This is a genomic window from Peptoniphilus grossensis (assembly GCF_001940285.1).
In the GTDB taxonomy this organism is placed as follows: Bacteria; Bacillota; Clostridia; order Tissierellales; family Peptoniphilaceae; genus Peptoniphilus_A; species Peptoniphilus_A faecalis.
In genome coordinates, this window is sequence record NZ_MJIH01000008.1 from 1 (window position 1) to 23,900 (window position 23,900).

Annotated in this window: 26 protein-coding genes and 1 pseudogene; 23 read left to right on the plus strand and 4 right to left on the minus strand. The window is 31.9% G+C overall.

Annotated features, from left to right (window positions below; genetic code table 11):
• Positions 1-21 precede the first annotated feature (21 nt).
• The 4 genes and pseudogenes from BIV18_RS11515 to BIV18_RS09715 all read right to left on the minus strand — a co-directional run.
• Positions 22-153 (minus strand): annotated as a pseudogene (locus BIV18_RS11515) (stalk domain-containing protein); the annotation flags it as partial.
• 308 nt (positions 154-461) lie between these two features.
• Positions 462-1,397, minus strand: a complete 936-nt coding sequence (locus BIV18_RS09705) for a hypothetical protein (RefSeq protein ID WP_075660426.1) — start codon at positions 1,395-1,397, stop codon at positions 462-464.
• Positions 1,398-1,523: 126 nt separating this feature from the next.
• Complete coding sequence (locus BIV18_RS09710; RefSeq protein ID WP_075660427.1) at positions 1,524-1,715, minus strand: hypothetical protein; 192 nt, start codon at positions 1,713-1,715, stop codon at positions 1,524-1,526.
• A 16-nt stretch (positions 1,716-1,731) separates the two neighbouring features.
• The gene (locus BIV18_RS09715; protein WP_075660428.1) at positions 1,732-2,031 is read right to left on the minus strand and encodes a hypothetical protein; all 300 of its coding nucleotides are present in this window, start codon (positions 2,029-2,031) and stop codon (positions 1,732-1,734) included.
• A gap of 254 nt (positions 2,032-2,285) precedes the next feature.
• Between BIV18_RS09715 and BIV18_RS09720 the strand changes: the two genes are divergently transcribed.
• The 23 genes from BIV18_RS09720 (at position 2,286) to BIV18_RS09830 (ending at position 23,802) form a co-directional block, all read left to right on the plus strand.
• Entirely contained in the window at positions 2,286-2,525 is a 240-nt protein-coding gene (locus tag BIV18_RS09720) for a hypothetical protein (protein WP_075660429.1), read from the plus strand.
• Positions 2,526-2,689: 164 nt separating this feature from the next.
• Entirely contained in the window at positions 2,690-4,621 is a 1,932-nt protein-coding gene (locus BIV18_RS09730; protein WP_075660430.1) for a type IA DNA topoisomerase, read from the plus strand.
• A gap of 94 nt (positions 4,622-4,715) precedes the next feature.
• A complete protein-coding gene (locus tag BIV18_RS10590) occupies positions 4,716-6,449 on the plus strand; it encodes a PleD family two-component system response regulator (RefSeq protein WP_075660431.1) in 1,734 nt (577 codons plus the stop codon).
• Positions 6,450-6,497: 48 nt separating this feature from the next.
• Positions 6,498-7,226 carry a hypothetical protein gene (locus tag BIV18_RS09740; protein ID WP_075660432.1) on the plus strand — a complete coding sequence of 243 codons (729 nt, stop codon included), beginning with the start codon at positions 6,498-6,500 and terminating at the stop codon, positions 7,224-7,226.
• A gap of 9 nt (positions 7,227-7,235) precedes the next feature.
• Positions 7,236-8,192: a hypothetical protein gene (locus BIV18_RS09745; RefSeq protein WP_075660433.1), complete on the plus strand. Its 957-nt coding sequence runs from the start codon at positions 7,236-7,238 to the stop codon at positions 8,190-8,192.
• Between the two features lie 94 nt (positions 8,193-8,286).
• Entirely contained in the window at positions 8,287-9,153 is an 867-nt protein-coding gene (locus tag BIV18_RS09750) for a CpaB family protein (RefSeq protein ID WP_075660434.1), read from the plus strand.
• Positions 9,154-9,165: 12 nt separating this feature from the next.
• A complete protein-coding gene (locus tag BIV18_RS09755) occupies positions 9,166-10,533 on the plus strand; it encodes a CpaE/TadZ family protein (RefSeq protein WP_075660435.1) in 1,368 nt (455 codons plus the stop codon).
• A gap of 6 nt (positions 10,534-10,539) precedes the next feature.
• Complete coding sequence (locus BIV18_RS09760) at positions 10,540-11,910, plus strand: ATPase, T2SS/T4P/T4SS family (RefSeq protein WP_075660436.1); 1,371 nt, start codon at positions 10,540-10,542, stop codon at positions 11,908-11,910.
• A 4-nt stretch (positions 11,911-11,914) separates the two neighbouring features.
• Positions 11,915-12,856 (plus strand): type II secretion system F family protein, encoded by a 942-nt coding sequence (locus BIV18_RS09765; protein ID WP_075660437.1) that lies wholly within the window; start codon positions 11,915-11,917, stop codon positions 12,854-12,856.
• A 13-nt stretch (positions 12,857-12,869) separates the two neighbouring features.
• Positions 12,870-13,022 (plus strand): hypothetical protein, encoded by a 153-nt coding sequence (locus BIV18_RS10710; protein WP_178385803.1) that lies wholly within the window; start codon positions 12,870-12,872, stop codon positions 13,020-13,022.
• Between the two features lie 98 nt (positions 13,023-13,120).
• Positions 13,121-14,026: a type II secretion system F family protein gene (locus BIV18_RS09770; RefSeq protein ID WP_075660438.1), complete on the plus strand. Its 906-nt coding sequence runs from the start codon at positions 13,121-13,123 to the stop codon at positions 14,024-14,026.
• An 80-nt stretch (positions 14,027-14,106) separates the two neighbouring features.
• Entirely contained in the window at positions 14,107-14,304 is a 198-nt protein-coding gene (locus tag BIV18_RS09775) for a hypothetical protein (protein ID WP_075660439.1), read from the plus strand.
• 57 nt (positions 14,305-14,361) lie between these two features.
• A complete protein-coding gene (locus BIV18_RS09780; protein ID WP_075660440.1) occupies positions 14,362-14,880 on the plus strand; it encodes a hypothetical protein in 519 nt (172 codons plus the stop codon).
• Positions 14,881-14,882: 2 nt separating this feature from the next.
• Complete coding sequence (locus BIV18_RS09785; protein WP_075660441.1) at positions 14,883-15,401, plus strand: hypothetical protein; 519 nt, start codon at positions 14,883-14,885, stop codon at positions 15,399-15,401.
• A gap of 144 nt (positions 15,402-15,545) precedes the next feature.
• Positions 15,546-15,971 carry a hypothetical protein gene (locus BIV18_RS09790; protein WP_075660442.1) on the plus strand — a complete coding sequence of 142 codons (426 nt, stop codon included), beginning with the start codon at positions 15,546-15,548 and terminating at the stop codon, positions 15,969-15,971.
• A 127-nt stretch (positions 15,972-16,098) separates the two neighbouring features.
• On the plus strand, positions 16,099-16,680 hold the full coding sequence (locus tag BIV18_RS09795) for a single stranded DNA-binding domain-containing protein (protein WP_075660443.1): 582 nt from the start codon (positions 16,099-16,101) through the stop codon (positions 16,678-16,680).
• Between the two features lie 125 nt (positions 16,681-16,805).
• Positions 16,806-17,270 carry a prepilin peptidase gene (locus BIV18_RS09800; protein WP_075660444.1) on the plus strand — a complete coding sequence of 155 codons (465 nt, stop codon included), beginning with the start codon at positions 16,806-16,808 and terminating at the stop codon, positions 17,268-17,270.
• Between the two features lie 37 nt (positions 17,271-17,307).
• The gene (locus BIV18_RS09805; RefSeq protein ID WP_075660445.1) at positions 17,308-19,062 is read left to right on the plus strand and encodes a SpaA isopeptide-forming pilin-related protein; all 1,755 of its coding nucleotides are present in this window, start codon (positions 17,308-17,310) and stop codon (positions 19,060-19,062) included.
• A gap of 397 nt (positions 19,063-19,459) precedes the next feature.
• On the plus strand, positions 19,460-19,762 hold the full coding sequence (locus BIV18_RS09810) for a hypothetical protein (RefSeq protein ID WP_075660446.1): 303 nt from the start codon (positions 19,460-19,462) through the stop codon (positions 19,760-19,762).
• A 13-nt stretch (positions 19,763-19,775) separates the two neighbouring features.
• A complete protein-coding gene (locus tag BIV18_RS09815; RefSeq protein ID WP_075660447.1) occupies positions 19,776-20,573 on the plus strand; it encodes a hypothetical protein in 798 nt (265 codons plus the stop codon).
• Positions 20,574-20,641: 68 nt separating this feature from the next.
• Positions 20,642-20,959 carry a PrgI family protein gene (locus BIV18_RS09820; RefSeq protein WP_083635595.1) on the plus strand — a complete coding sequence of 106 codons (318 nt, stop codon included), beginning with the start codon at positions 20,642-20,644 and terminating at the stop codon, positions 20,957-20,959.
• Positions 20,960-20,969: 10 nt separating this feature from the next.
• On the plus strand, positions 20,970-21,887 hold the full coding sequence (locus BIV18_RS09825; protein WP_075660448.1) for a TraC-like domain-containing protein: 918 nt from the start codon (positions 20,970-20,972) through the stop codon (positions 21,885-21,887).
• Positions 21,874-23,802, plus strand: coding sequence for a VirB4 family type IV secretion system protein (locus BIV18_RS09830; protein ID WP_083635596.1), 1,929 nt, complete (start codon positions 21,874-21,876; stop codon positions 23,800-23,802). Before BIV18_RS09825 ends, BIV18_RS09830 begins: the two co-directional genes overlap by 14 nt.
• The last annotated feature ends 98 nt before the right edge of the window (positions 23,803-23,900 follow it).

Sequence of the window (23,900 nt, forward strand, 5' to 3'; positions counted from 1 at the left end):
TATTATTTAACATATCATAAACTATGTTGTCATTATAGTTGCAACTTGCTTTTCTTGATTCCAGTCTATTTTTATACCCATAGATTCAGCTATTTGCCTCAATGGTAAAAGCACCCTAGAATTATCAACTTCAGGATCTTCTTGTAGGTTAACCTTTTTACCATTACCACAACTAGGTTACCATTCATTTCAAGATAATCAGCTAGATTAAACTTACCACCCATTCGTGAATCTTGTGCTTTTATTTGGATATTTAATAGGTTTTCTATATCGAAATTCGATGTAATTTCTTTGAATTGACCCTTATATAAAACTAAAGCATTATCTTCTTTCCATCAACCTTTTTAAGATCAGTCATTTTACTAATAACTGATAGTGTTGCCTTAGTATTACCTAAGATAGAGTTGTCATTATTTTGACTAACAACTATACCAGTATCAATCCATTTTGGATTTTCTTCCTTACCTTAGGGCAATTTGTAAAGTTTGTCTAGGTTCAGTAGATTCAAGTTTAGGACTTTCAAAAACTGAAGGAAGATTTTCTTCTTTGAGACTATCAAAGGAGAAATTATCTATATCAGCTTGAGGATTATTTTGATTATTTTCTGGAGCCTTACTTTCATCTTTTTGTTGTAATTTATTATCCTCTTGGAAACCAGTATTATTAATAAAATCCTTCATACTTGCATTAGTTTGAGGATTATTTTCTATAGCTGGTGCTGGTTGAGCCTTCTTATTATTTTGCTCTTTGAAAGAGAAGTTATCCCAATTAAAACTTTCATTAGTTTTAACTTCTTTGTTATTAGACTTAGAGGATGAAGCCTTCTTTTCTAGTTTATTGTCTGTAGTTTTTTCTTCTGCTTTAGCCTTAGTATCTTCTTTTATATCTTCTATCTTATTATCCTTCTTATCGGATTTCGATACTTCTTCTTCATCCTCAATAACAATTTCGTGTTTTGATTCTTCCCTATCTCTAACTTCTTGCATATCTATAAGCTTAATTATTAGTGGAATAAGTTCATCTTTATTTAGCTCATCTACCCCATAGTTAATTCTAACTTTTAGATCTTTTAACAAGTCAGTAGTTTTATCTCTTAATTCTTTTAAACTTAGACTATTTAAGTCATTAGTCATTGAGTTTTTGACTTCTTCTACATCATTAGTAACTAGGTCACCAGTAGTAGCTTTAACTTTATAGTCATTAAATATGTTGTTTCTTACACCTAAATCACTTCTAGCAAAAGAATAGTCATTTTTCTTATAGGCCTCTAGGGTTTCTTTAAGAGTTAAACCTTTAGCTTGCTTTTCTTTTAGGTATAAGTAAGAAATATTGTTAGCACTATCCATTGATTGAGCAAAAGTTCCTATTGGACTTAATAGGCTTGCTGCTAAGCACATTGTTATAATTTTTTCTTATTCATTTGTTTCCTCCTAAATATAATCACTTATTGATTTCCAAAATATATGACTTAATTTCTTCTACTGGATCTTCTCCAAGTAAAGATTCAAGTTCATCAGATGTTTCTATAAAACATTCTTAACATCTCCTGCGAAGATTTGAACATTGGCATAACCTTCTTCATCCAAGGTTAAAGTCACGACACAATCTTCATAAACCAAGATTTTGGATTCATAAGGAATTAAACTCTCCAGATTTCCAGCGTCTTGGAAAATTTTATCCATCATATTTTTGTATCTTATTTCATTAAAATTCATTCTTTACCCCCTATTCCTATATGAAGGAATTTAATATTAGTGAAACTATTAAACCGACAGCCGATAACAATGATACACATATTAGAACAGTAAATATGTCCTTCAAAATATCTCTACGAATTAAAGGATGACTATAGGATCCTTGAAGTCGAATAAAGTGAATAATCAGACATAGTATAGCTGTTACTAATGTGAAGGCTATTAAAAAAGTTGCTAGGTCATTAATTTCACCCTTAAAGGCTCCTAGAGCCTTGTTTAATTTACTAACTTCTTCTGGTGTTAGCGTATCTAACCCAGCAGCATAAACTTTAAGCATATAGCCACCTACTTTCCTCTTAGGGGTAATCATTAAAAATTAATTATATATTTAACCTATCGGATTTCGATAAGTCTTAATCTTTACTTGTAGTATAGCAAGGTCTATACAAGACACAAGTTATTTTGCAAGTACCTGAAAAGTGGAGATAAGAGCTTTTAATATTAAATCCAAGTCGCTTTATTCTCTCCACTTTTCGAGTATATGAAATATAAAGGTGGATTCTCTCGATAACTTTACTCTAGGAGGTAAATATGAAGAATGTTTTATTAATTACAGAAAAACCTTCTGTTTCAAGGGCAATATCGCAAGTTATAGGTTCAAGTTTTGGCGATTTTAATATCACCTACAAGCCTTTACACGGTCATATTACTTGTTTATATGAGCCTGAAAAATACAAAGATTCTTGGAAAAGTTGGGATATAAATGAACTCCCCATGATACCGAGTAATTTTAAATATGAGATTACGGACAAAAATTATTTAAAGAGATAAAAGAACTAATAAAAACTAACAAGTTTGATTTTATTATAAACGCTACTGATGCAGGGCGTGAAGGTGAGGCAATCTTCTGGAATGTCTATGATTTACTAAATATCAAGACTTTAGTTAAGAGGCTCTGGCTAAAAGATATTACTGATACCTCTATTAAGGAGGCTATGGATAATCTTTTAGATTATACAAATCAAGACTTGGAAAATTTAAAAGAATCAGCTCTTATACGACAAGAGATTGACTGGCTGTATGGTATGAATTACTCCAGATTTTATTCAATTTCTTCTTATACAGGGATGGCTATGGGGAGGGTAATGACCCCAGTCCTCAAACTCATCTTCAACCGAGATGAAGAAATAAAAAACTTCAAATCCAAAAAATCCTACTACTTAGAAGTCTTATCGAAATCCGATATGACCTATAAGTCGGGGAACTATGAGGATAAACTGGATGTTGAAAAAATGAAGGCTGAAATAGATAAGGACAAGTTTCTTATATGTAAGGAATTTCAAAAGAACTTTGAATATACAAACCCTCCATTGTTACCAGACTTAACCGATCTTCAAAAAGAAGCTAATAAGATGTTTAAATTTTCATCTAAAAAGACCTTAGATATATTACAAGCCTTATATGAAAAGGGCTTAGTTTCATACCCAAGGACAGATTCAAGATATTTAACAAAGGCTGTAGCAGACACCCTCAAAGACACCTTTATAAAACTCAAATCTTATAAAGATACAGGGGCAGAGTGGGAGAGAACAAACCAACTAGCTCTCTTATCGAATTTCGATATACCCAAGAGGTTTATAAACGAAGGAAAGGTTACAGACCACCATGCAATAATTCCAACGGGTAAAACTAGCTCTAACTTAAATAGTGATGAAAAACTTTTGTATGAATATATCCTTAAAAGATTCTTTATTATTTTCTTAAAACCAATTAAAAAAGAGGTTTATAGAATTATTGGAGAGAAAAATAAGAAGGAATATAAGGCTAATAAATCCCTAGTAATTGAAAGAGGTTATGGAGAAATTCTCCTAGGCTTAAAAGAAGATAGGGAAGTTGTAAAGGAAATCAAGGTTGGGGAAGAAATTCCAATCAAATCTTCTAAGATTAAAGAATCTATAACTAGACCTCCAAGTCATTATACTGAAGCAAGTCTACTAATGGTTATGCAAAATCCAACCCTAAGTATGGTTGAGGACTTAGACCAGTATAAAGACATACTTAAAGAAGTAGGGGGCATAGGTACTCCTGCAACAAGAGCAGGCATTATTGAAAAACTTAAAAAGAAAAAATATATCAGCATAAAGAATAACTATATTTATATAAGCGATTTAGGACAAGAGATTATTCTCACAAGCCTTAATCATAAAATTCAAGACATATCTTTAACTGGATCTCTTGAAAGCAAGCTAAAGGAAATTGAGAGTGGGGAACTAGACCCAAGTGTATTTAGAAAGGAAATAGTTGATAGTATGAGTGAAGATATAAATAGCCTAAAAGAAAGTACGGAAAAACGAGTTATGAATAGAAGTGGGGCAGTCATTGGTACTTGTCCTAAGTGTGGTGGTCATGTAGTAAATGCCAAGAAGTTTTATAAGTGCGAAAACTATAAGTCAGACTCTGGCATTATGTGTGATTTTACCCTACCAGGAACTCTATGCCATACAGACATTGAGGTAGAAGATGTAGAAAGACTACTTAATGGAGAAGAAACCGAAGAAAAGGAATTTACTTGGAAGTCAGGCAAGACTGGCTCAGCCAAGTTAAGACTTGATGATGAAGGTAAACTTGTTTTTATCTTCCCAGAAAATAAAAAACTTCCAAAAGAAGAAGTAGGTACTTGCCCTAAGTGTGGCAGGAAAGTAATAGAAGGCAAGAATTATTACCTATGTGAAGGTTATAAGGATTCTTGTGATTTTATCTTTGGTAAAACCCTTTGTCATAGTCCAATCACTAAGGCAGATATAAAAATCCTCCTAAGTGGTGGTACAACAGATGAAAAAGAATTTACTTGGAAATCTGGTAAGAAGGGAAATGCCAAATTAAAACTCAAAGATGACGGAAGCCTTGAGTTTATATTTGAAGATTAATTTTAGGAAGTATTAAAAGTAGGAGAGGGGCTACCTAATAAAAAAAACAAGCCCTCATATACTCCTACTTTTACAGTAGATGAGGAGGAAATACATGATCAAACCAATAGTAGTTATATTTGATGAAAACCAAGCCTCAAAGAAACTTGTAAGTAATATTCTAAGAAAGAATTACAAGTATATTAGCGTAGATAATTTAAAAGACCTTAGCTATGCTATGAGGAATAATGATGTAAAAGGGCTTTTAATAGCAGATACTATTAAAGACCATAAGAAAATTATAGAACAGATAAGAAAAATCTATCCAGCTAATGAATTAGGGATTATCCTACTACAATCTATGGATGATAAGGAAGAATATAAGGAAGAACTTAATATAGGTTTTGTTAAGAAACCATTCCAACCTACAGAGCTTTCATCTTCTTTAAAATTTGTCTTATCTTCAATTCCTTTAGTAGAAGAAGATAAAGCTTTAAAATTTCCAAAGAGTAAAAGCAAAAACCTAAATAAGGATTTTGATATAAAAAAACTAGATGAAAAAGAATATGAAGAACTTTATCAAAGACCACCTTTAGGTTTAAAAATTCTTCAAAGCTTTACCTATGCTGGAGAAGTAGAATCTATCTATTTAAAAGATTCTAAATTTGATGTAATTAAAAAACAAAAAGTTGAAAAGAAAAAGGCTCCAGAACAACTTAAAGAAGGTAAGAAAAAAGAAATAGAAAAGGTAGAAGTAAAAGAAGAAAAAATCGACTTACCGAAATCCGATAAGGAAGAAATAAGAATAGAAGAAGTTATAGAAGATAAAAAACTTGATGTAGAAGTAAAAGAAATTAAACCAGCTCAAGAAGAAGAACTTAAAGATAAAGATTTAGTAACTCCTATTAAGCTAGATATAAAACCAGTAGATCGAGAAGAAACTGAAAACTCTAGTGATAAAGAAATATTCTTAGACCTAGGTACTATGAATGTGGAAGAAGATAAATCTGAAAATTTAGTCTTAGAAGTTGAAGAAAAACCAAAAGAAGAAAATTTTGACTTAAAAACAAAACCTGAAGAAATCTTAGATTTAAGCCAAGACTCAAACCCTTCCCTTCAACCTCAAGAACCTACACTTAAAACCCTAGACCTAAGCCAAGATACAAATGAAGTTAATAAATTAGAACCTAACAGACCCTATGATTCAACTTTTGATATGTATGTAGATGAACATGAGGATTTAGAGGAAGAATTTTCTTTATATGATTCTAAGGAAAATAAGGGTTTAATAGTTTTAAATATAGATTCATCCCTAGAAGATAGGGGAAAAGAAGGTCAAGATATGAGTTTAAATAGGATAACAATAGATCCTGATGAACCCACTATTCCACCCAAGCACCAATCCTCAATAGACAAAGTTAAGAAAATGTTTAAGGATTCTAAAGATTATTTAGATGACAAGGTAGATGAATATGAAGTTAAAGAAAAACTAGAAGAATCTAAAAACTTCTTAGATGAAAAGGCTAAGGAATATCAAGTAAAAGATAAATTAAAACAATCTAAGGACTATATATCTAATAAGGTTGAGGAATATCAAGTAAAAGATAAATTAAAACAATCTAAGGACTATATATCTAATAAGGTATCGGATTTAGATATAGAAGATTTAATTAAGCCTCCTAAAAATGCTAATAGGTTTGAGGGGGATGAGCTTGAGAAGAAGTGGGGATGGGATAAGAAAGACGATATTGATGAAAATATAAACCTTATCAATCCTGAGATTACAAATAACGATAAGAAGAATAAAGAAAAGAAATCTTTATTCAAGAAACTTTTTGGAAGAAAGTAACTTCTGTATTTTAAAAAAGAAAGTGGGGGATGGGCCTAGCCCAGAATTATGTTTATAAAAACAAGAATAAATAAAATTAACGCAGATAATCTATATTGTGAAGGACAAGTTATCAGTATTCTCGATAACGATAAAAAAACAATAGAAGATAAGAAGTTAAATGATTATAAGGTCATCATTTCTTTTGACAAGATTGACCTATCAACTTCTTTAAAGAATTATGATTTTATGATTAATGAAACTGTAATAGGTAAGGTTATAGAAACTGATGACAAAGGAAAGTTAATCTCTTTAGATATTTCTGAATATCAAAAAGAAATCTTTGATGATTTTGTAAAAGGTGGCCCTTATAAGGCTAAAATCCTATGGTTCCTATCTTATGGTGCTATGGTAAAAGTAAATGAATTTCTAGGAATTATTAAGAACTCTGATTTTTCTAATAAATACCTAAAGGTTTCTCAATTTTACCACCCAGGAGATTTAATTGAGGTAGAAGTTGCAAATACTTACTTAAATAAGATTTATTTTAAGCCAACTGATATGAGTCACGAAGATTATCAAGCTGACCTATCTAAGTATAAGGTTAATGATGTAATAATAGTTAGAATTAGCTCAACTAGACCTTGGGGAATTTTTGTAGGCATAGCTCCAGGTGTTGACGGACTTTGTAATAATCCAGATAACCTTGGCTTAAAAGCAGGTATGAAAATAGCCTACAAGATTACAAAAATTAATGAAAAGGGAATCAAAGGTCGCTTTGTTAAATTGATTGGTTAAGGTGATCTTATGTATTTCCTAAACAATCAAAATTTACTAGAAATAGATGATTCTTACCACCAAGTTTTTAAAAATCCCTTCCATGTAAACCTAGCCCTACATGAAATTCCTAGAATGAAGGATGCTGGCGACTTAACTGATTTAGATGTTAAAGTCTGTAAACTAGTCCATAAATTCACATTCCTAGACAAGCAAAGAATTGAAAGATTGTTGGGAGTTGAAATTAAGGATAGGTTGGAAAGCTTGGTGAATATGAGGGTATTGAACAAGTTTGTTTTATCTAATGGATATGAAGATTATCCAAAGGTTCATGACTTAGATGTTCCAGATATTATTAAAATGAAGAACAAGGAAGTTCTTGAAAAAGACTGCTATATATTGTATTGCCTAGATATGGCAGGTAAGGTTTTATTAGAAAAATATACTAACCTCGATCTTGAATCTTGGTACACATCAGAAAACTTAATAAGAGCCAATGCAGTTCTTAAAAAATTGATACTAAGTGATTTTTATATAAATATTATGGAAAACACTAAGCAATATACTTGTGAAGAATTTAACCTAGGAAGGACTTTTTATGTAAATAAGAAACCCCTAACCAATGACGCTGATTTAACAATGAGGTTAAATAACCACAAGGTAAACTATATTTTATTAACTTTGAGGGATGAAGATTTTCCTCAATATTTAAGGTCTATTTCAGAAAGATATGAAATATTATTGACTACTAAATCTTGGAAGAAATACTTCTTTGAAATAGAAGAAAGCCCAGTTTTACTAATTATTTGTGAAAATACAGATTTAGCACTAAGGGTAGGACAATTTATTAGTCAATGTACTAACATCGAAAGATTTAGACTTGGAGTATTTGAAAATATAAGAGATATTAAACTATCAGATTTAGGAGCTTTTTACAAAATAGAAGATGACAAGCTAAAGAAGATTAAGGCAGGAAGTTTTGAATAGCATCTACTCCAAAAGCAGAGTTAATAAGGGGCGATCTAATTGTATTTAGACCATTTGACTCTGCTTTTGTGGTACTTGGAAAGGAGAGAGCATTTTGAATATTCAAAAGAAGCGTAAATTTATTCTAATAGCACAAGTTGCAGTAGTTATTGTTGCTAGTATGGGAATTTACTTTTACACAAACAATCAAATAAGTCCTACTAAAGCCTATATCTATACAAGAGATGTAGAGGCTTATTCTACAATTTCTGACAAGGATATAAAGGAAATTTCAGTTCCTAGTAAGGCTGTAAATAACAGTTTTGCTAAGACAAGTGAAGATATAGTAGGCAAAAAGATAGATAGAAAGGCCAAGAGTGGAGAATATGTTTATATGTCAAATTTAAAGACATCTGAAGATAAGAAAGATCCACTTGAAGGCGAAAATAGTGGCAAGTATAGGATTGTAACCCTATCCTTAAAAGATATTGGGGATTCAACTATAAGCCAACTAGAAAAGGACTCTAGTGTTGATTTAATTTTTGTTGGCAAAGGACAAAACAAAAATAGCGATACTGACCAAAACTTTGTCTATTCCAAGACTTTTATGCAAGACATCTTAGTTAAAGATCTTGTAAAAGAAGATAAGGGTAATGCCAAGGAAGGACAAAATCAAGGGGCAGTTATAGGAGTTAAACTTGCAGTAACCCTAGCTCAAGCTGAAGAAATTGAGGCTCGTGCAAGTGTAGGTCAAATCAAGCTAGTCCAAAGATTTAATGTTTCTAAACCTTATGATACTTCAGGTTATGTTGTAGGTGACTATAACAAAGTATTCTCTGGTAAGGCATCTGCTGAAACAGCTCGTACTGATTTACCAGAAGATTCTGCTGAAGTTTACCAAGAAGATAACACAGGCATAAACAATCAAACAAATGTAGATTTCTCTCAAATAGACTTAAAAGATACAACAGTTAATAAGTAAGGGGTTGATAAAATGCAAAAGATTATAACAGCGACAGGTGTAAACAATGTCGATTTGGCTATTGCAAAAGAACTCCAGAGTAATTCTAATTTTCAAGTAATAGGGGCTTATGATAAGAAAAAAGACTTGTTACTTATTTGTGAGAAATATCAGCCTAATATTTTAATTATTTCAGATGCACTCTATGGCAACGAAAACTTAACAAAACTTTTAATAGATATTAAGAAATCATTAGAGGACATTAGGATTGTTTATCTAACAAGCCCTTCTAAGGATAAACAGGTCTTATCTGATTTAAGCCTCTTAGTAGATATGGGGATATACGACATAGCTAGGAATAAGAATTTTACCATAGATTTTATTGTTAACCTTATAAAAAATCCAAAAGATATATCCTATGTCCAAGACCTACAATTAAAAAGAGAAAATAGGCAAGAAAATGTGAAGTTTATTATAGACGACTTCTACGATGAAAAGGCTAAAAGAAGGGCAAAGATAGTCATTTGTTCTTCAATTAAACCAGGTTCAGGTAAGTCCTTCTTATCAGTTAATTTAGCTACTGGTATAGCTAAGTATGGCAAGGATCACCCAAAGGTATGCCTAATCGAGGGGGATTTGCAGAATCTTTCTATTGGAACTCTCTTAGGCTTGGAAGATACTAAGAAAACATTAAAGACAGCTATGGATAAGATTGCAACTATAGTAAGTAAGACGGGGGAACTAGAAGCCTCTCCCTACCAAATAGAGGAGGTAAATAGATTTATATTAAACTGTTTTGTTCCCTATAAGCATAAGGAAATAGATAATCTCTATTGCCTAGTAGGTAGTGAACTTAGCTTTAATGAAGTTTCTAGTATCTATCCTTCATATTACGCCTATTTAATTGAGGCTATTGCTGATGAATTTGATGTAATCATTATAGATACCAATTCTTCAGTATCTCATACCACAACTTTACCCTTACTGGAGTTTTGTGATAAGGCTTACTATGTCATCAACCTTGACTTCAACAATATTAAAAACAATGTCAGATATAGGGAACTCCTAAAAGAAATTGGCATAGCGAAAAAGGTTAAATATGTTCTCAATGAGGCTATTAATAAGGATAAATCTAGCAACCTAAAAGAGGATTTATTGTTTAGTCAAGAGAATATAGTTGACGCAGGTTTTGACCTAGTGACTAGCATACCAATAATAGACAAATCAGTATTTTTAAATAGGTTATTTACTGGGGAGCCAATTATTCTTGATAAAAATATAGATTATACAGAGGATGCCAAGAGGGCCTTGTTAAAAGTTTGTGAGGATGTCTACCCTTGTGAAAATACAAGTGAAGATAAGTCAGTAGGCACTAAGAAAAAGAAAGGTTTTTTTAGGTGATGTAATATGCAAGGAATTGAACAAGATTTAAAAACCTTTAAAAAAGAGATGTATAAGATTAGGAATGTAGAATCTAATAATATCACCATATCCTATGAAGAAGCCTTAGAGAGAGTTAGAAGTGAAATAGTCCAAAACCTCCTAGAGGAAGAAACTAATGTCAATTCTGATGAAATCAAGGATAAGGAGTATTTAGAAAGGCTTAAAAGAGAATATAAGTCAAAAATTATAGATATTATAAATCTAAAAGGCATAAAGGTTAATGGACTGAGTATAAATGAATTTGCTGACAAGGCAGTTAGTGAATTTGTAGGTTATTCAGTCCTTGAGCCAGCCTTCCAAAACCCAAATATAACCGATATTTACCTCATCTCCTATGACAGAATCTATGTAGAAATAGATGGTTGCAACAAGAGATACCCTATAAGTAATTGCTTTAAAAATGAAGAACACTATAATAACTTCATTAAGCGACTTGTTTCTACGGCAGGCAAATCTATAAATGTAGGTGAGTCTAAAATCTGTGATTTTGAGCTTTATGGTAATCGTGGTTGTGCAACAAGCGAAATTATAACCCAAGGCTCTATGAGTTTAACTATGAGAAAGCATGGGAATAAAAAGGTTTCTTATGAGGACTTAATAAGTGGAGGAGTCATAGATAAGGACTTGGGTGACTTGTTAAATATTTTGATTAAAGGTGAATCAAATATTATTTGTGCTGGTATTACTGGTTCAGGTAAGACTACAACCCTAAGAGCCTTATTAAATAACTCTATAAGCAATCTAAATAAGAGGGCTATAGTTATTGAAGATACTAAGGAATTAGACCTTGAAGTAGGTAATTCACTATCCTTTCAAACTTTTAAAAGCACTAATGATGACTTGAATGTATCTCAAAGAGATTTAATCTATGCTGCCCTAAGACTTAAACCTAAATACATCATAGTAGGGGAAGTTAGGGGGGCCGAAGCTGAAGCAGCCGTTGAGGCTATGGAAACTGGACACTCCACTATCTTTTCAATGCACGCTGGATCTCCTAAGAACGCCATAAATAGGCTTATTACTAAATACCTAATACAAATGCCTACCATAGGCACAGATGTCGTTAAAAGGATAATAGGAGAGGCTGTAGAGTTCATCTTTATCCAAGATGATATACCCAATATTGGTAGAAGGGTTTCATCTCTTTGGGAAGTTTATTTTGACTATGATAAGGACACTATAGGTTATAAGGAAATCTATAGCTTTGATTTAGATAAGGGTAGTTGGGTTTGGAAGAACCCTATTTCTGAATCTAAGTTGTATAAGCTAGGTCGTAGGGGGGTTAAGAAGGAAGAAATAGATAGGTTTAACGAGAGGTTAAGATTGGAGGGTTGATAATATGCCAATTATTATATTGCTCTTAATATGTGGAAGTTTATTAATTGGACTTGCCTTTTTAAGAGAGAGTTTAACAACTAATGGTAACTTTAGAGTATCTCAAGCTCAAAGGTTATTAAAGGAATCAGTATTAAGAGATAAATTTTTTAATGCAAATAACAAAATCATACAAAGGATCCCTTCTAAGAAAAAAGAGAAGTTAAAAAGCAACTTAGAACTGGCAGGAATAAAGCTACAAGTCGAAGAATTTATTGCGATTTTAATAATGTCCTTGATATTTACAGGCATATTAGTCTTTATATTATCAAAGAGTATTTTCTTAGCCTTAATCTTATCTGCCTTTGTGCTTTTAGGTTCTTTTCAAATCTTAGAATTTAAGAAAAACAGAAGATTAGACAGAATAAATCAAGAAATAGGAACATTCTTACAACTTATATCTAAAAGATATGAAAATACCAATGATATGACTAAATCCTTAGAAACAACAGCTTATGAAATGCAGAGGTCATATTTGGGTGAAGAAGTGAATAAGGCTCTAGCTGAAGTGTCTACTGGTTTAAGTGTAGAAACAGCCATTACTAATATGGCAAATAGGCTAAATAACAAGTATTTACTTAGATTTGCAGATTACTTTGAAACCATAGATAAGATCGGCTCAAAAAAGACTAGTAAGAAGTTGTTTGATACCCTAATTAAGCAATATCAAAAGGATATTGAATTAAAAAGAAACCTAAAGTCAGCTTTAAGAAGTCCTGCAAGGGATTGCTACTTGTTAATTGGGTGTATTCCTGTGTTTTTCCTATATCAGGCAAAGACAAACGAGCTATACTTACCTTTTATGCTAGGTACAACTTTGGGAAAGATAGGGATAGGAATAGTCTTATTTATTGTTTTGGTTTGCGTTTTAATAATTGAAAAGAAACTTGCTAAACCAGTAGATTAAGAAGGAGGTAAATATGCGAAAAGAAATAGATGATTTTGATTTTAAGAAAGTTCAAAAAGATATAGAAGAATTTTTAGAAGAAAATAAGCACATAAAGAAAAAAGACTTCTTTTATGAATATCATTCCTTATTAGATATGTTAGAAGAAAGACTTGCTGAAGAATAGGACAAGTACCAGAAAAGAAAAGTAGGGAGGCTTAGTAAAAAAATAAGTAAGGCTTACCCCTCAATACTTTTCTTTTCCAGTAGATGCAGGAGGGGAACATGGAAAATTTAAAAGACTTAGGCTTATTTTTGCCTAGCTTTGTTGTAATAATTACCTCTTTTTTCTTAGTTAAAAATGTCTTATTAAATCTTTTTAAAATAGGGGATTATAAACTACAAAAGAGGCGTTTAAAACAGTTAAATAAGCTAAACAATAATAAATCAAGCAAGGATATATATGACTTTGCTGAAAAAGCAAGTAAACCCATTATAGATTACATCTTACCAGTTTTAGATATTAACATTAGGCAAAGAGAAGAAGTAAAGAAGAAACTAGACCTTGTAGAGGCTCCAATAAATGTAGATACTTATTTTGCTTTAAGTTTTGCAAGTAAGGTTTTAGCTATATTTTTTACTGTCTTTAATATTTCAAGTCTAGGACTTGCCATAGCTAGTTTTATAATGTTTTGGTTTGGCCCTGGATTTTTATTAAGAAATGCCTATAAAAACAAGTTAGATAGTCTATTTAATAGCTTTCCAGACTTTTTAAGAATAATTCAAGCTAACTTATCTGCTGGTTTTACCTTTAAAGATTCTTTATATAGGAGTATTGATAAGTTAGATGATAACTGGAACAAGATTTGTAAGGAATTATATATAGACATAGACCTCAATGGAGAGAGTGAAGCTCTTGAAAAATTTAAGAATAATGTTGATATAAAACCTGTTAAAGAATTTGTATCTATAGTTAAATTAACCTTAGAACAAGGTGGAACAGCTGAAGAAGCCTTTAATATGCAGGAAGAAAATGTGGTAGCTATGATTCAAGATAGACTAGAAGCAATTATTGAAAAAAGGAGAGTTTGGACTGTTGTTGTCCAAGGCCCTCTAATGATTGCTATTTTACTTATATTCTCCCTACCAATCTTCGGTCAAATGGGTCAATTCTTGGCTTTTCCAACTTAAAATATAATATGTTAAATTTGAATGATTACTAAGATATAACTAGTTACAATACTAGATTAATTATAAATAGGAGGTAAATTATGCTAAAGAAAATTGCAAAAAATACAAAATTGGTTCTCTGTAATGAAGAAGGAGCCTCAACAGTTGAGTGGATTATATTTGCGGGAGTCGCATTTCTTATCGCAGTAGCAATGTTTCGCTTTAAAGACTCAATAGTTGCATTTATAGACCAAGCTAGGGGTAGCGTTGATACTTGGACTACTCAAATTCCAAGATAATAGGAGTGAGGCTAAAGCCTCATTCTTTACATATTAATTTATGTAAGGGGGATGAAGATGTTAAAAAGACTTAAAAAACAAATTAAGAGTTCTGATGGATCTTTAGATATATTTTCTTTTGTAACGGGAGTTATAGTATCTATATTTTTAATTTGTACCTTACTAGACCTAATGTTATTAGGTTGGCAGTTTAATGGTATATCACAACTCAATACACAAATTGCAAGAACAGCCTCTATTCAAGGTGGAGTTTTAGATACAGCACCTAGGGATTATCCTGGTAATTATGTTACTCTTACTGACTTGTCAAATACTGTAAATAGTAGGATGAGAAGTCTTGGAGTTCCTAATGGTGAATATCAAGTAGATATTGGTGATGGGTCTATTGGAAGAAATGGTGACTTTGCTTCTAGTGAGTATGATTACAAGACACATTTTACAACTAGGGTTACTACTACTTATCATTGGAAGTTCTTGAGAATGTTATTCCCTATTGCAGGTGGTCGAGAAATTAGCTCTACAAGACCAGCTATGTCAGAGTGGAAGTATAACTACGGAACTTGGGATGGTGAATAAAATTGGGAAATAGAACAATTTGGACTGTAATCCTTGCCTTTATTGCTATGATCCTTATTAATTTTTATTCATCTACTATGAGAGAAACTATGGCAGTAAATGAAATTCAAGGAATAATGGATCAAGCTGGCGTTATTGCTTTAAGAGAGGCAGTAGATGACACAGATTTAAGAGATGAAGAATTAAGCCTTAATGAATCTCTTGCAGTTACTAGATTTACAGAGATTATGAATGAAAAGCTAAACCTTAAAATGGCTAACAACGGTTTAATTACAAGTTGGGAGTTAGAAAATGTAAAAATCTATACTAGGAGGGGTCAAAGTAATAACTTAGAATATTATTTAGACTCAACTATTAGTGCAAATTTTTCTAATATGCCTAATATGGACAGAAATCATAGGAGTATTCAATATACAGACTTAGAGCTTGGTAGACAAGTTACTAAGGATGTAAATGATACTGAAAATGACGGAGAATCAGGTATTTTAGTCCATTCTGTAAGTCGTTTAACTTTAAGATAATATAGCACCCTAAGTCTAAAAAATGACTTAGGGATTTTTTTTGTTAAATACTTTTAAAGAAACTTGTTTCTTGTTTAGGATATAGTATATTTTAGTTAAGATAAGAAAGGAGATAGCCTATATATAGTAGGCAGGTGAAAAATTATGAAAACAAGAAATATTTATCAAATCAATGATTTATCTAATAGATTTTATACAAATACGCAAATACTAACAAGTGGATTATTTAGTATTATTGTCCAGTTTTTTAAGTCAGGACTCTTTGGTTTACTTATATGTCTAACAGGACTACATGAAGTATTGTTCTGTTATGATGCCCTATTTCTTCTATTATCTCAATTTGTGTTAGAGGGTGCAGGAGAATATCATAATATGAAGGTTTTTAAGTCCTTTGCAAGAATTTCCTTTACTATTGGATTCTTTAGCTGGATTGAGCTTGGCTTTAAAGATTACTTTTATATCTTTACTAATATGAAGCTATTTATACCTATTTTACTTCTTGTAATTTACAACCTAGTAAAAGCTATGTCTTATAGCCACAGAGAAAATATGCCTATGGAAGAATATTAAAATCTTAGATAATCACTAGCCAGTATATATACTGGCTATTTTTTTACATATTTTTAAGATTTAATTCGATTACATAAATTAGTTAGAAAAAAATGTAGTTTTATTAAATATGTATAAGGAGCATGACATGATAAGAAATTTAACAGTTGTAAACAAGAGTGGCAATGCAGTTGATGTAGTATTAGTAGTTGGAAGAATGGGAGCAGATCCTAAAATTCAAAAACTTAATACTAAGTATGGTGAAGCTATTAAAGCTGGTAATACAAGTATTTTTGTTGATTTTTATAACAAAGATATGACACCAGAAAGACAAGCTGAACTAGATGAAAAGAATGGTTCCTTTAAAAAGAGCCGTAAAGTTGACACAGAAGTCTTTAATGTTGAGTATTGGAGCAATAGTAATGCTGAAAACTTTGCAAAACTAGCAAAGAAAGGCTCAGAAGTATTACTTATGGGTAAGGTTATCGAACCCACTCAAGAATCTATTAGCAAAGGCTATGACAGACGAACTATTAGGGTAACAAGTTTTGATATTATTAGATATGCTAAAAAGAATCAAAATGATACTAATGTTGGTCAAACAGAAGCACCTATTGAAGATACTACTGTAGAAGAAGCACCAGTTGCAAAAGCACAAGACAATAGTCCTGTGGAAGTAGATATTCAATATGTAGAAGATATAGATATTGATGACTTACTAGCCAACTAAATTTTAGAAAAAGACCTTTTATAGGTCTTTTTTTACATATATTTACTAAATTGAAATATATCTCAAATGTTTTCTGAGATTACCCAACTTTGAAGTAGTCAAAACAAAAGAAAGGAGTAGGCAAAGTGACTAGTAGTTTTTTCTCAATCTTTGATAAATCTTTTATTGAAAATCCTTATTTAGTTATTAGTACGTTAATTTTTCTAATTATTATTTCAATAATAGATTTTAAAACTTTAAAAATTCCCAATAAAATAGTGCTAGTTTATTTTATTTTAAGATTTATTTTTATACCTCTAGCACCAATAAAAAATGATTTAATCTGGTTACTATTTACTGGATTAGTTGTCATTATTCCAGCACTTATTCATAATCGCCCCATGGGTGGAGATGTAAAAGCTTTAATGAGTCTAAGTATTTATTTGGGAGAAAATATTATTCCTTTTCTAGCCTTGTTCTACATGGTTGGACTGATAATAGGTCTTATAGCCTATGGAGTAACTAAGGATTCAAAGAAGAAAATGCCACTAGCTCCCTTTATGCTTATAGCTTACTTTATATTTTTGGCAATTCAAATGCAGGCAATTTAGAAAAATATGATTAAACAAAACACAGGAGGAAAATAATATGCTAAACGATTTTAAATCCAAGACTAAGAAAACTGTATCTTTGGCAGCTGCTATGGTGTTATCACTAACATCTATATTAGCACCTTTAGGAGTAAATGCTGGATCGACTCCTTATCCAGATACAGGTAAACCTTACACAATTACGATTCAAAATAAGATGAAGTCAGATGGAAGTGTTGACCATATACTTAAAGGGGCAACATACAAGTTTGAAAAGATTGCTAGTAAAAATGCAGACGGCTCACTAACAGACCTTCCACAAGCTGAATTAGTTGATACTAAAACTATTGGAAATGAAAATTCTATTCAGTTTACTGCACAAACACCTGGCAAGTATAAGGTAACTCAAACTGAAAGATCTCCAGGTTATCTATTAGGACAAGGCTTTAAGGAAAATGGAGATGTGGCAGACTCAACTATTGCAGACTTCCCATTAATGAAAGATGGCAAGATTTCAGCTAACCAAAATCTTAATGTAATTCCTAAGTTAACTAAGATTGAAAAACCAGTTACACTTACAAAGTTAGGCGAAGATAAAATTGCCGTAGATGGAACTGAATTTAAATTTAATTCAACAGAACTTAATGTTAATGCTCAAACAACTGATAAGATTACAGATAGAGTAGTTACTGTTCAAAATGGTAAAATCGACCTAGGTAAATTAGTTGAAGGTAAATATACACTTCAAGAAACTAAAGCTGTTAAGGGCTATGCTCTTAACAATAGAATGATTAGTTTTGAAATTACTGGCGATAAAACTGCTAAGTCTTTAGATGAAATTAAAGTAGTTTATGATACTGCTTCCAATAAAGACTTAACTAAAGACGGAAAATTCCAAAACTTCTTAAAGCCAGGTGGTAATCCTGAAGAACCAGGAAAGCTATTTGATAAGAAAGTAAAAATTGAAGGTACTGACGCATATTCTAAAGATGTTCACGCAAATGTTGGACAAACTGTTGAATATATGGCTACTTTCAATATTCCTACTGACATTAAAGATTATGTAAAATATGAAATTAAGGATGTTATTGATTCTAGGTTAGATATAGTAGAAAGCTCTATTGCTTATCAAGTAGATGGTCAAGCAACTACTGCCATGACAAGCAATTATGATAGTGCAACTAAAACTATCAATGCTTCTATTACAAATCCTGCAACTTTTGAAGGTAAAGTAGTTACTCTTACTTTCAAAGCTGTAGTTAATAAAACAGCTGTTAATAAGGATGTAATCCCTAACGATATTACAGTAAACTTTGACAATGGTAAGGGCGAAACTGGAATACCTAATATTCCAGAAAAAGAACAACCAAAAGTTACTGTTGATGAAGGTTCTTTAACAATTAACAAAATTGACGGAGAAACTAAGGTAGCTCTACAAGGTGCTGAATTTAAACTACAAGTAGAAAAAAAAGGTAAATTCGTTGACTTTACTAACCCTTCAGGTGGTGCTACTACTGGAACTACAAATGCACAAGGTACTCTAGTATTTGAAAGACTTCCACTTGGAACTTACAAAATTGTAGAAACTAAGGCTCCTAAAACTGCTGACGCTGAATATAAATTAAACAAAGAAGATATTCAAGTAACTCTTACAGGTGTAAAAGCAAGTGTTACTCAAGAAGTTAAGAACTTTAAGACTACAACTTGGACTCCTGCAACTGGTACATTAGGAACACTTCCTTATATCGCTGCTGTTGTTGGACTAGGCTTAGTTGGAACATTTATGTATAAGAAATCTAAAGAATCTAAATAATTTAAAAAAAATATAGGACTAGGTAAGGTAAAACTTACCTAGTTTTTTCATTTACTGACAAAAAAGAGAAAAGGGCAAGCTGATTAATTTAAAAAAATAAGCAAAGCCCTCTTTTTTGTAACCCCTCCTTCAACTAACTTGTCACCAAAGTTACCCTCCACGCTCAGCGACAAACAATATAAAACATCCAAAAACCTAACCATAAACAAACCATAAATATCCAAAACCCCAGCAAATTACATATCTAAGAAAACCAAGAAAAAGAAGGCAAAACTTATATATCAAACCTAGTTTTCTAAGACCCTTCTTTTTCTCAGTAGATGTTATATATCTCTTAGGTTTTTTTTGATTACATTGAATAGTTCAAAAAGAAATTACTGAAAACAGGAGGTAAATTATGCAAGAAAAGAAAACTATAAGAATTAAATTTGGACCTATTTCTAAATCCCTTACCCAACAATTAAAACCCCAAGGTTTTGAATTTAAAGACAATCCTCAAAGAGATTGGCAAAACCTTTATAACGAACTTGTAGATTTATATATTAATGGAATTATTACTAACACAGAAAGAAATACTATTATGAAAAGATTTACCAATGAAATATGCAAGGACTTGGATTTTGTAATTGAAGAAAAGGGTGGGGAAGTTGAAGAAGCAAAGACTGATCAAAAGGTCGAAAAAGAAGAAAAGGCTAATTAAGAGGTGATTGAAAGTGAAGATTAAAAGACTTACCCTCATTTTTACCCTACTCCTATCTCTACTTCCTATGCAAATTTTTGCTGAAAGTACATCAGGAACCCTAACCATTAGAAGCTCAATGCAAGTTAATGGTGGAGGAAGTCCAGTTTATAGAGTTAAGAGTGTAGGTTCAGATGAGAATTTTTATCAAGATATAGTTGTGGATTCCTTGTATGGTTCTACTATTAAATTAAAGAAAGGTAATTATACTATACAAGAAATTAAAACAACTAAAGGTTTTAAACCAGAAAATCCTAATAAGATAACTATAGATATACCACATAGAATGGAAAATGGAGAATATACAAATAGGATTATTATGGATTTCAAGTCATATAAGACTACTCCAGAAAAACCTAATATAAATCCACCTACTCCAACTTATGATGAACCTGGCAAACCTCCAATCTATGACACTCCAGAGCCAACACCAAAAGACACTCCAGAAAATCCTACTTATCCAATTTTAGGGTTAAGGGAGATTGAGGATGGGGATAAGCCAGAAAAGAAAGAAATAATTATTTCTGAAGAGGATAAAGATGACAAAAAAGACCCAGATCCAACTCCAAAAGAAGATAAGGAAAAAGAAAAGAAGGATACAGACACTCCTCAAAAGACTCCAAAGAAAAATGAAGGACACAACCCAAAAACATCAGATGATTCTTTTGCTTTTGAAAGAGTTTTAATCTTTATGGCTCTTGGAGGTATATCTGGGGGCTTAGTATTCCTTTACTTATACAAGAGAAATAAGAAAGACAATAAAGATGAATAATATTACTCAAGCAGGAGCAGGGATTGAATCCTAATCCTGCTTTTTCAAGATATAGGAGAGAATGACTTATGAAAATTTACAATATGCCTTCTGATGTTAACGAGAAGGAAAAAATTATTGGTGGTCTATTTACTTGGCGACAATTCCTATGGATCTTGGCTGGAACCCTTACTGGTTTAGGTGTTTTTGCCTTATTCGGACAAGTTATTGGAGCTGTGCCAGCTCTTATATTGGGCTTGGCTTGTATTGGAGCATCATTACCCTTTGTATTTTACAAAAAGCATGAGATTTATCTCTTTGAATATTTAAAGAGAAAGCACTTATTTAAGAAGTCAATTAAGTATTTGCCTTTTAAGGTTTTAGTAAGAGATAAAGACAAGAAATAGGAGAGTTTTTATGATTATAAAATTACTTATTATATTAATATTTTTAGTTATCCTAGGTGGTGGCATATTTGCAGCCTTGTCTGTCATAAAGAAAACAGATCCTAAGAATACTGTAACCACAATGGATAAGGAAGTAGACAATGCTCAAGACGCTTTACCTTTTGATACTATTAAAAATGGTGTAATCGACCTTGGTAATGACAAGTATAGGGCAGTAATTGAAGTACAATCTTTAAACTATGATTTATTATCTGGTGCTGAACAAGACAACATCGAGTTAATGTTTAGAAGATTTTTGACTTCTCTTATTTTTCCTATCCAAATTCATATACAAACAAGAGTCTTAGATAACAAACAAAGAGTCATAGCCACAGAAAAAATGATTAACAAATCAGTAGAGCAGTTTCCACAACTAGGTGACTATGCTCAAAAATACTTAAATTCAATGATAGAACTACCAAATATTATTAATAACAACCTACAAAAGAAGAAATATATCATTATTCCCTATGATGATGCCTATAGCCTAACAAAACTATCTGATTCAGAAAAAAGAGAATACATCGAAAAAGAACTAGAAAATAGATGTGGACTTATTAGAAATGGTCTACACGGCATTGGTTTAAGGACAAAGAGATTAGGAACTAATGATATTGTTGAAATGAATTACGCTATTTTCCATAGAGATGGCTATGAAAATGTTGAAAATATTACTAATGGCTCTTACTTACAAACTCTTGTAAGGGGAGAAGATATTTTAAGAGAAGATGAATTAAATGCAGATGAAGTTATCGACTTAATTCTTTATGAGGCACAAGCAAAACTTGCAAGCCAAATAGATGATCGTTCTCTAGTGATAGACAAAATAGCTAAGATTAAGGCTCTTAGAGAGGATAGTTCAAGAGGTGTAAAACGTGAAGATATTTAAGAAAAAAGATAAAGAAAAAAAGAAAAAGGTCAAGGAAGAAGTAAGCCAAAGCCCTAAAATAGTCGAACAAGATAAAACTATTAAGGGTGGTACAAGAACGCTAAAAGACTTGTTAGCTGTACCAGTTGATAAGTCAAATCCCGATTATATAAAAGTCGGCAATAAATATATCAAAAGTTTTTTCATACATGGCTATCCTTCAACTGTAAGAGTAGGTTGGCTAGACCACCTATATAACTACAAGAAAGATGCCGATGTTTCCTTATTTATAGAACCTTCAGATGAAAGAGATGCCATAGAAGAAATTTCTAAGAAGATTACTCAATTCCAAACTCAATTAAGGATTGAAGAAGAAAAAGGTATCAATAAGAATATCACTTCTCTACAAAAGAAGTTAGATGACTCTATAGCCCTTAGAGCCTCTATGGAACAAAACTCTGAAAAGTTATTTTATACAAAGATTTACACCAATTTATATTGTAATGATGTAGACGAATTAGAAAAAGAATCTCAAACTATTACAAATTTTATGAAGTCCAGAAATACTGAGATTTTGCCAAACTTCTTACAACAAGACAAATCATATTTATCTTGTTTACCTTTTGGGGCTTGCTATTCCAATGACCCCTATCGAAACTTTTCAGCAGGAGCCTTGACTTCTTGTTTTCCATTTTATAACGCAGAGATTTCTCATCCTAATGGAGTATTTATAGGACTGAATAAGCCTAGTAATACACCTGTGTTTATAGACCCCTTTAATAGGGATTATCTACCAAACAACAATGTTTCAGTTTTTGGTATGTCAGGTTCAGGCAAGACCTTCTTAACCTCCCTATTAACTATGAGGCTTGCCTTAAATGGAGTAAATACAGTTATTATAGACCCAGAGTCTGAATATATAGCTATGACTAGACAAATCGGAGGAACAGTTATAAACCTAGGAGCAAATTCACCTACTAGGATTAATCCCTTCGACCTTGAGGAAGAAGAAGATACCCTAGCCAATGGAACAGTAGTAAAAAGTGTAAACTTAAATGAAAAGGTCGCAGATATTACTAATCTTATTGGTGTAATGGTTAAAGACCTATCAAGAGAACAAGAATCCCTATTAGCTATTAGTATTAGGGAACTTTATGAAAAGTTTGGTATAAATGACAACCCAGATAGTCTTTATACTAACGAGAAAAGCTATGATGAAAATACTGGTCAGTTCTTTTATAAGGGAGAAAGAAAAACTATGCCTACTTTGACTGACTTGTGGAATCTTATAGCTGAAAAAACTCAAGACCCAGATTATCAAGTTTTAATCCCTATCTTAAATGCCTTAAAGATGTTTAAAAAAGGCGAAGTTTATGGAATCTTTGATGACCAGACTAATGTTGATATAAACTTTAAAAATTCACCAGTTATTACCTTTGATGTTGGTAACCTAGAAGAAGGTACCCTAAGACCAATAGGTATGTATCAATGTTTATCTTGGGTATGGGAAAAATTTGTTAAGAAGAACCCAGACCAAAGAAAAATGGTCTTAGTAGATGAGGCTTGGCAACTTGTTTCTTCAGCCTTACCAGGTTCTCAATATACGGCTGCCTTCTTAGACAAGGCTTCAAGAAGAATTAGAAAGAGAAATGCAGGTCTAATTATAGCCTCTCAATCCTTTAATGAATTTAGAGATTCTAGTTTAGGTAGGGCAGTTTTAACTAATACATCTTTAAATATCTTGTTAAAACAAAAGCAAGTAGATATAGATGCAGTTAAGGATGTTTTTGCCCTATCTGACGGGGAAAGTCAAGCCCTCTTAACGGCAAGGGTAGGGGAGGCAATTATTAAAACAGGTCAAGAATCAGCTAAGATTGAATCCATAGCCTTTAGCTATGAGTATGATTTAATAGTGCCAGACCATCTAAAAAAATAAGAACAAGTACCAGAAAAAGAAGGCAGGAAGGCAATATAGCCTAGCCAAATATTAAAAAAGCCTTCTTTTTTTCCAGTAGATGTAAGGAGCGTGAATAG

Bases quoted from the DNA above. Each gene is read 5' to 3' on its own strand.
- BIV18_RS09705 (WP_075660426.1), bottom strand. From the start codon at position 1,397: ATGTGCTTAGCAGCAAGCCTATTAAGTCCAATAGGAACTTTTGCTCAA.
- BIV18_RS09710 (WP_075660427.1), bottom strand. From the start codon at position 1,715: ATGAATTTTAATGAAATAAGATACAAAAATATGATGGATAAAATTTTC.
- BIV18_RS09715 (WP_075660428.1), bottom strand. From the start codon at position 2,031: ATGCTTAAAGTTTATGCTGCTGGGTTAGATACGCTAACACCAGAAGAA.
- BIV18_RS09720 (WP_075660429.1), top strand. From the start codon at position 2,286: ATGAAGAATGTTTTATTAATTACAGAAAAACCTTCTGTTTCAAGGGCA.
- BIV18_RS09730 (WP_075660430.1), top strand. From the start codon at position 2,690: ATGGATAATCTTTTAGATTATACAAATCAAGACTTGGAAAATTTAAAA.
- BIV18_RS10590 (WP_075660431.1), top strand. From the start codon at position 4,716: ATGATCAAACCAATAGTAGTTATATTTGATGAAAACCAAGCCTCAAAG.
- BIV18_RS09740 (WP_075660432.1), top strand. From the start codon at position 6,498: ATGTTTATAAAAACAAGAATAAATAAAATTAACGCAGATAATCTATAT.
- BIV18_RS09745 (WP_075660433.1), top strand. From the start codon at position 7,236: ATGTATTTCCTAAACAATCAAAATTTACTAGAAATAGATGATTCTTAC.
- BIV18_RS09755 (WP_075660435.1), top strand. From the start codon at position 9,166: ATGCAAAAGATTATAACAGCGACAGGTGTAAACAATGTCGATTTGGCT.
- BIV18_RS09760 (WP_075660436.1), top strand. From the start codon at position 10,540: ATGCAAGGAATTGAACAAGATTTAAAAACCTTTAAAAAAGAGATGTAT.
- BIV18_RS09765 (WP_075660437.1), top strand. From the start codon at position 11,915: ATGCCAATTATTATATTGCTCTTAATATGTGGAAGTTTATTAATTGGA.
- BIV18_RS10710 (WP_178385803.1), top strand. From the start codon at position 12,870: ATGCGAAAAGAAATAGATGATTTTGATTTTAAGAAAGTTCAAAAAGAT.
- BIV18_RS09770 (WP_075660438.1), top strand. From the start codon at position 13,121: ATGGAAAATTTAAAAGACTTAGGCTTATTTTTGCCTAGCTTTGTTGTA.
- BIV18_RS09775 (WP_075660439.1), top strand. From the start codon at position 14,107: ATGCTAAAGAAAATTGCAAAAAATACAAAATTGGTTCTCTGTAATGAA.
- BIV18_RS09780 (WP_075660440.1), top strand. From the start codon at position 14,362: ATGTTAAAAAGACTTAAAAAACAAATTAAGAGTTCTGATGGATCTTTA.
- BIV18_RS09790 (WP_075660442.1), top strand. From the start codon at position 15,546: ATGAAAACAAGAAATATTTATCAAATCAATGATTTATCTAATAGATTT.
- BIV18_RS09795 (WP_075660443.1), top strand. From the start codon at position 16,099: ATGATAAGAAATTTAACAGTTGTAAACAAGAGTGGCAATGCAGTTGAT.
- BIV18_RS09805 (WP_075660445.1), top strand. From the start codon at position 17,308: ATGCTAAACGATTTTAAATCCAAGACTAAGAAAACTGTATCTTTGGCA.
- BIV18_RS09810 (WP_075660446.1), top strand. From the start codon at position 19,460: ATGCAAGAAAAGAAAACTATAAGAATTAAATTTGGACCTATTTCTAAA.
- BIV18_RS09820 (WP_083635595.1), top strand. From the start codon at position 20,642: ATGAAAATTTACAATATGCCTTCTGATGTTAACGAGAAGGAAAAAATT.
- BIV18_RS09825 (WP_075660448.1), top strand. From the start codon at position 20,970: ATGATTATAAAATTACTTATTATATTAATATTTTTAGTTATCCTAGGT.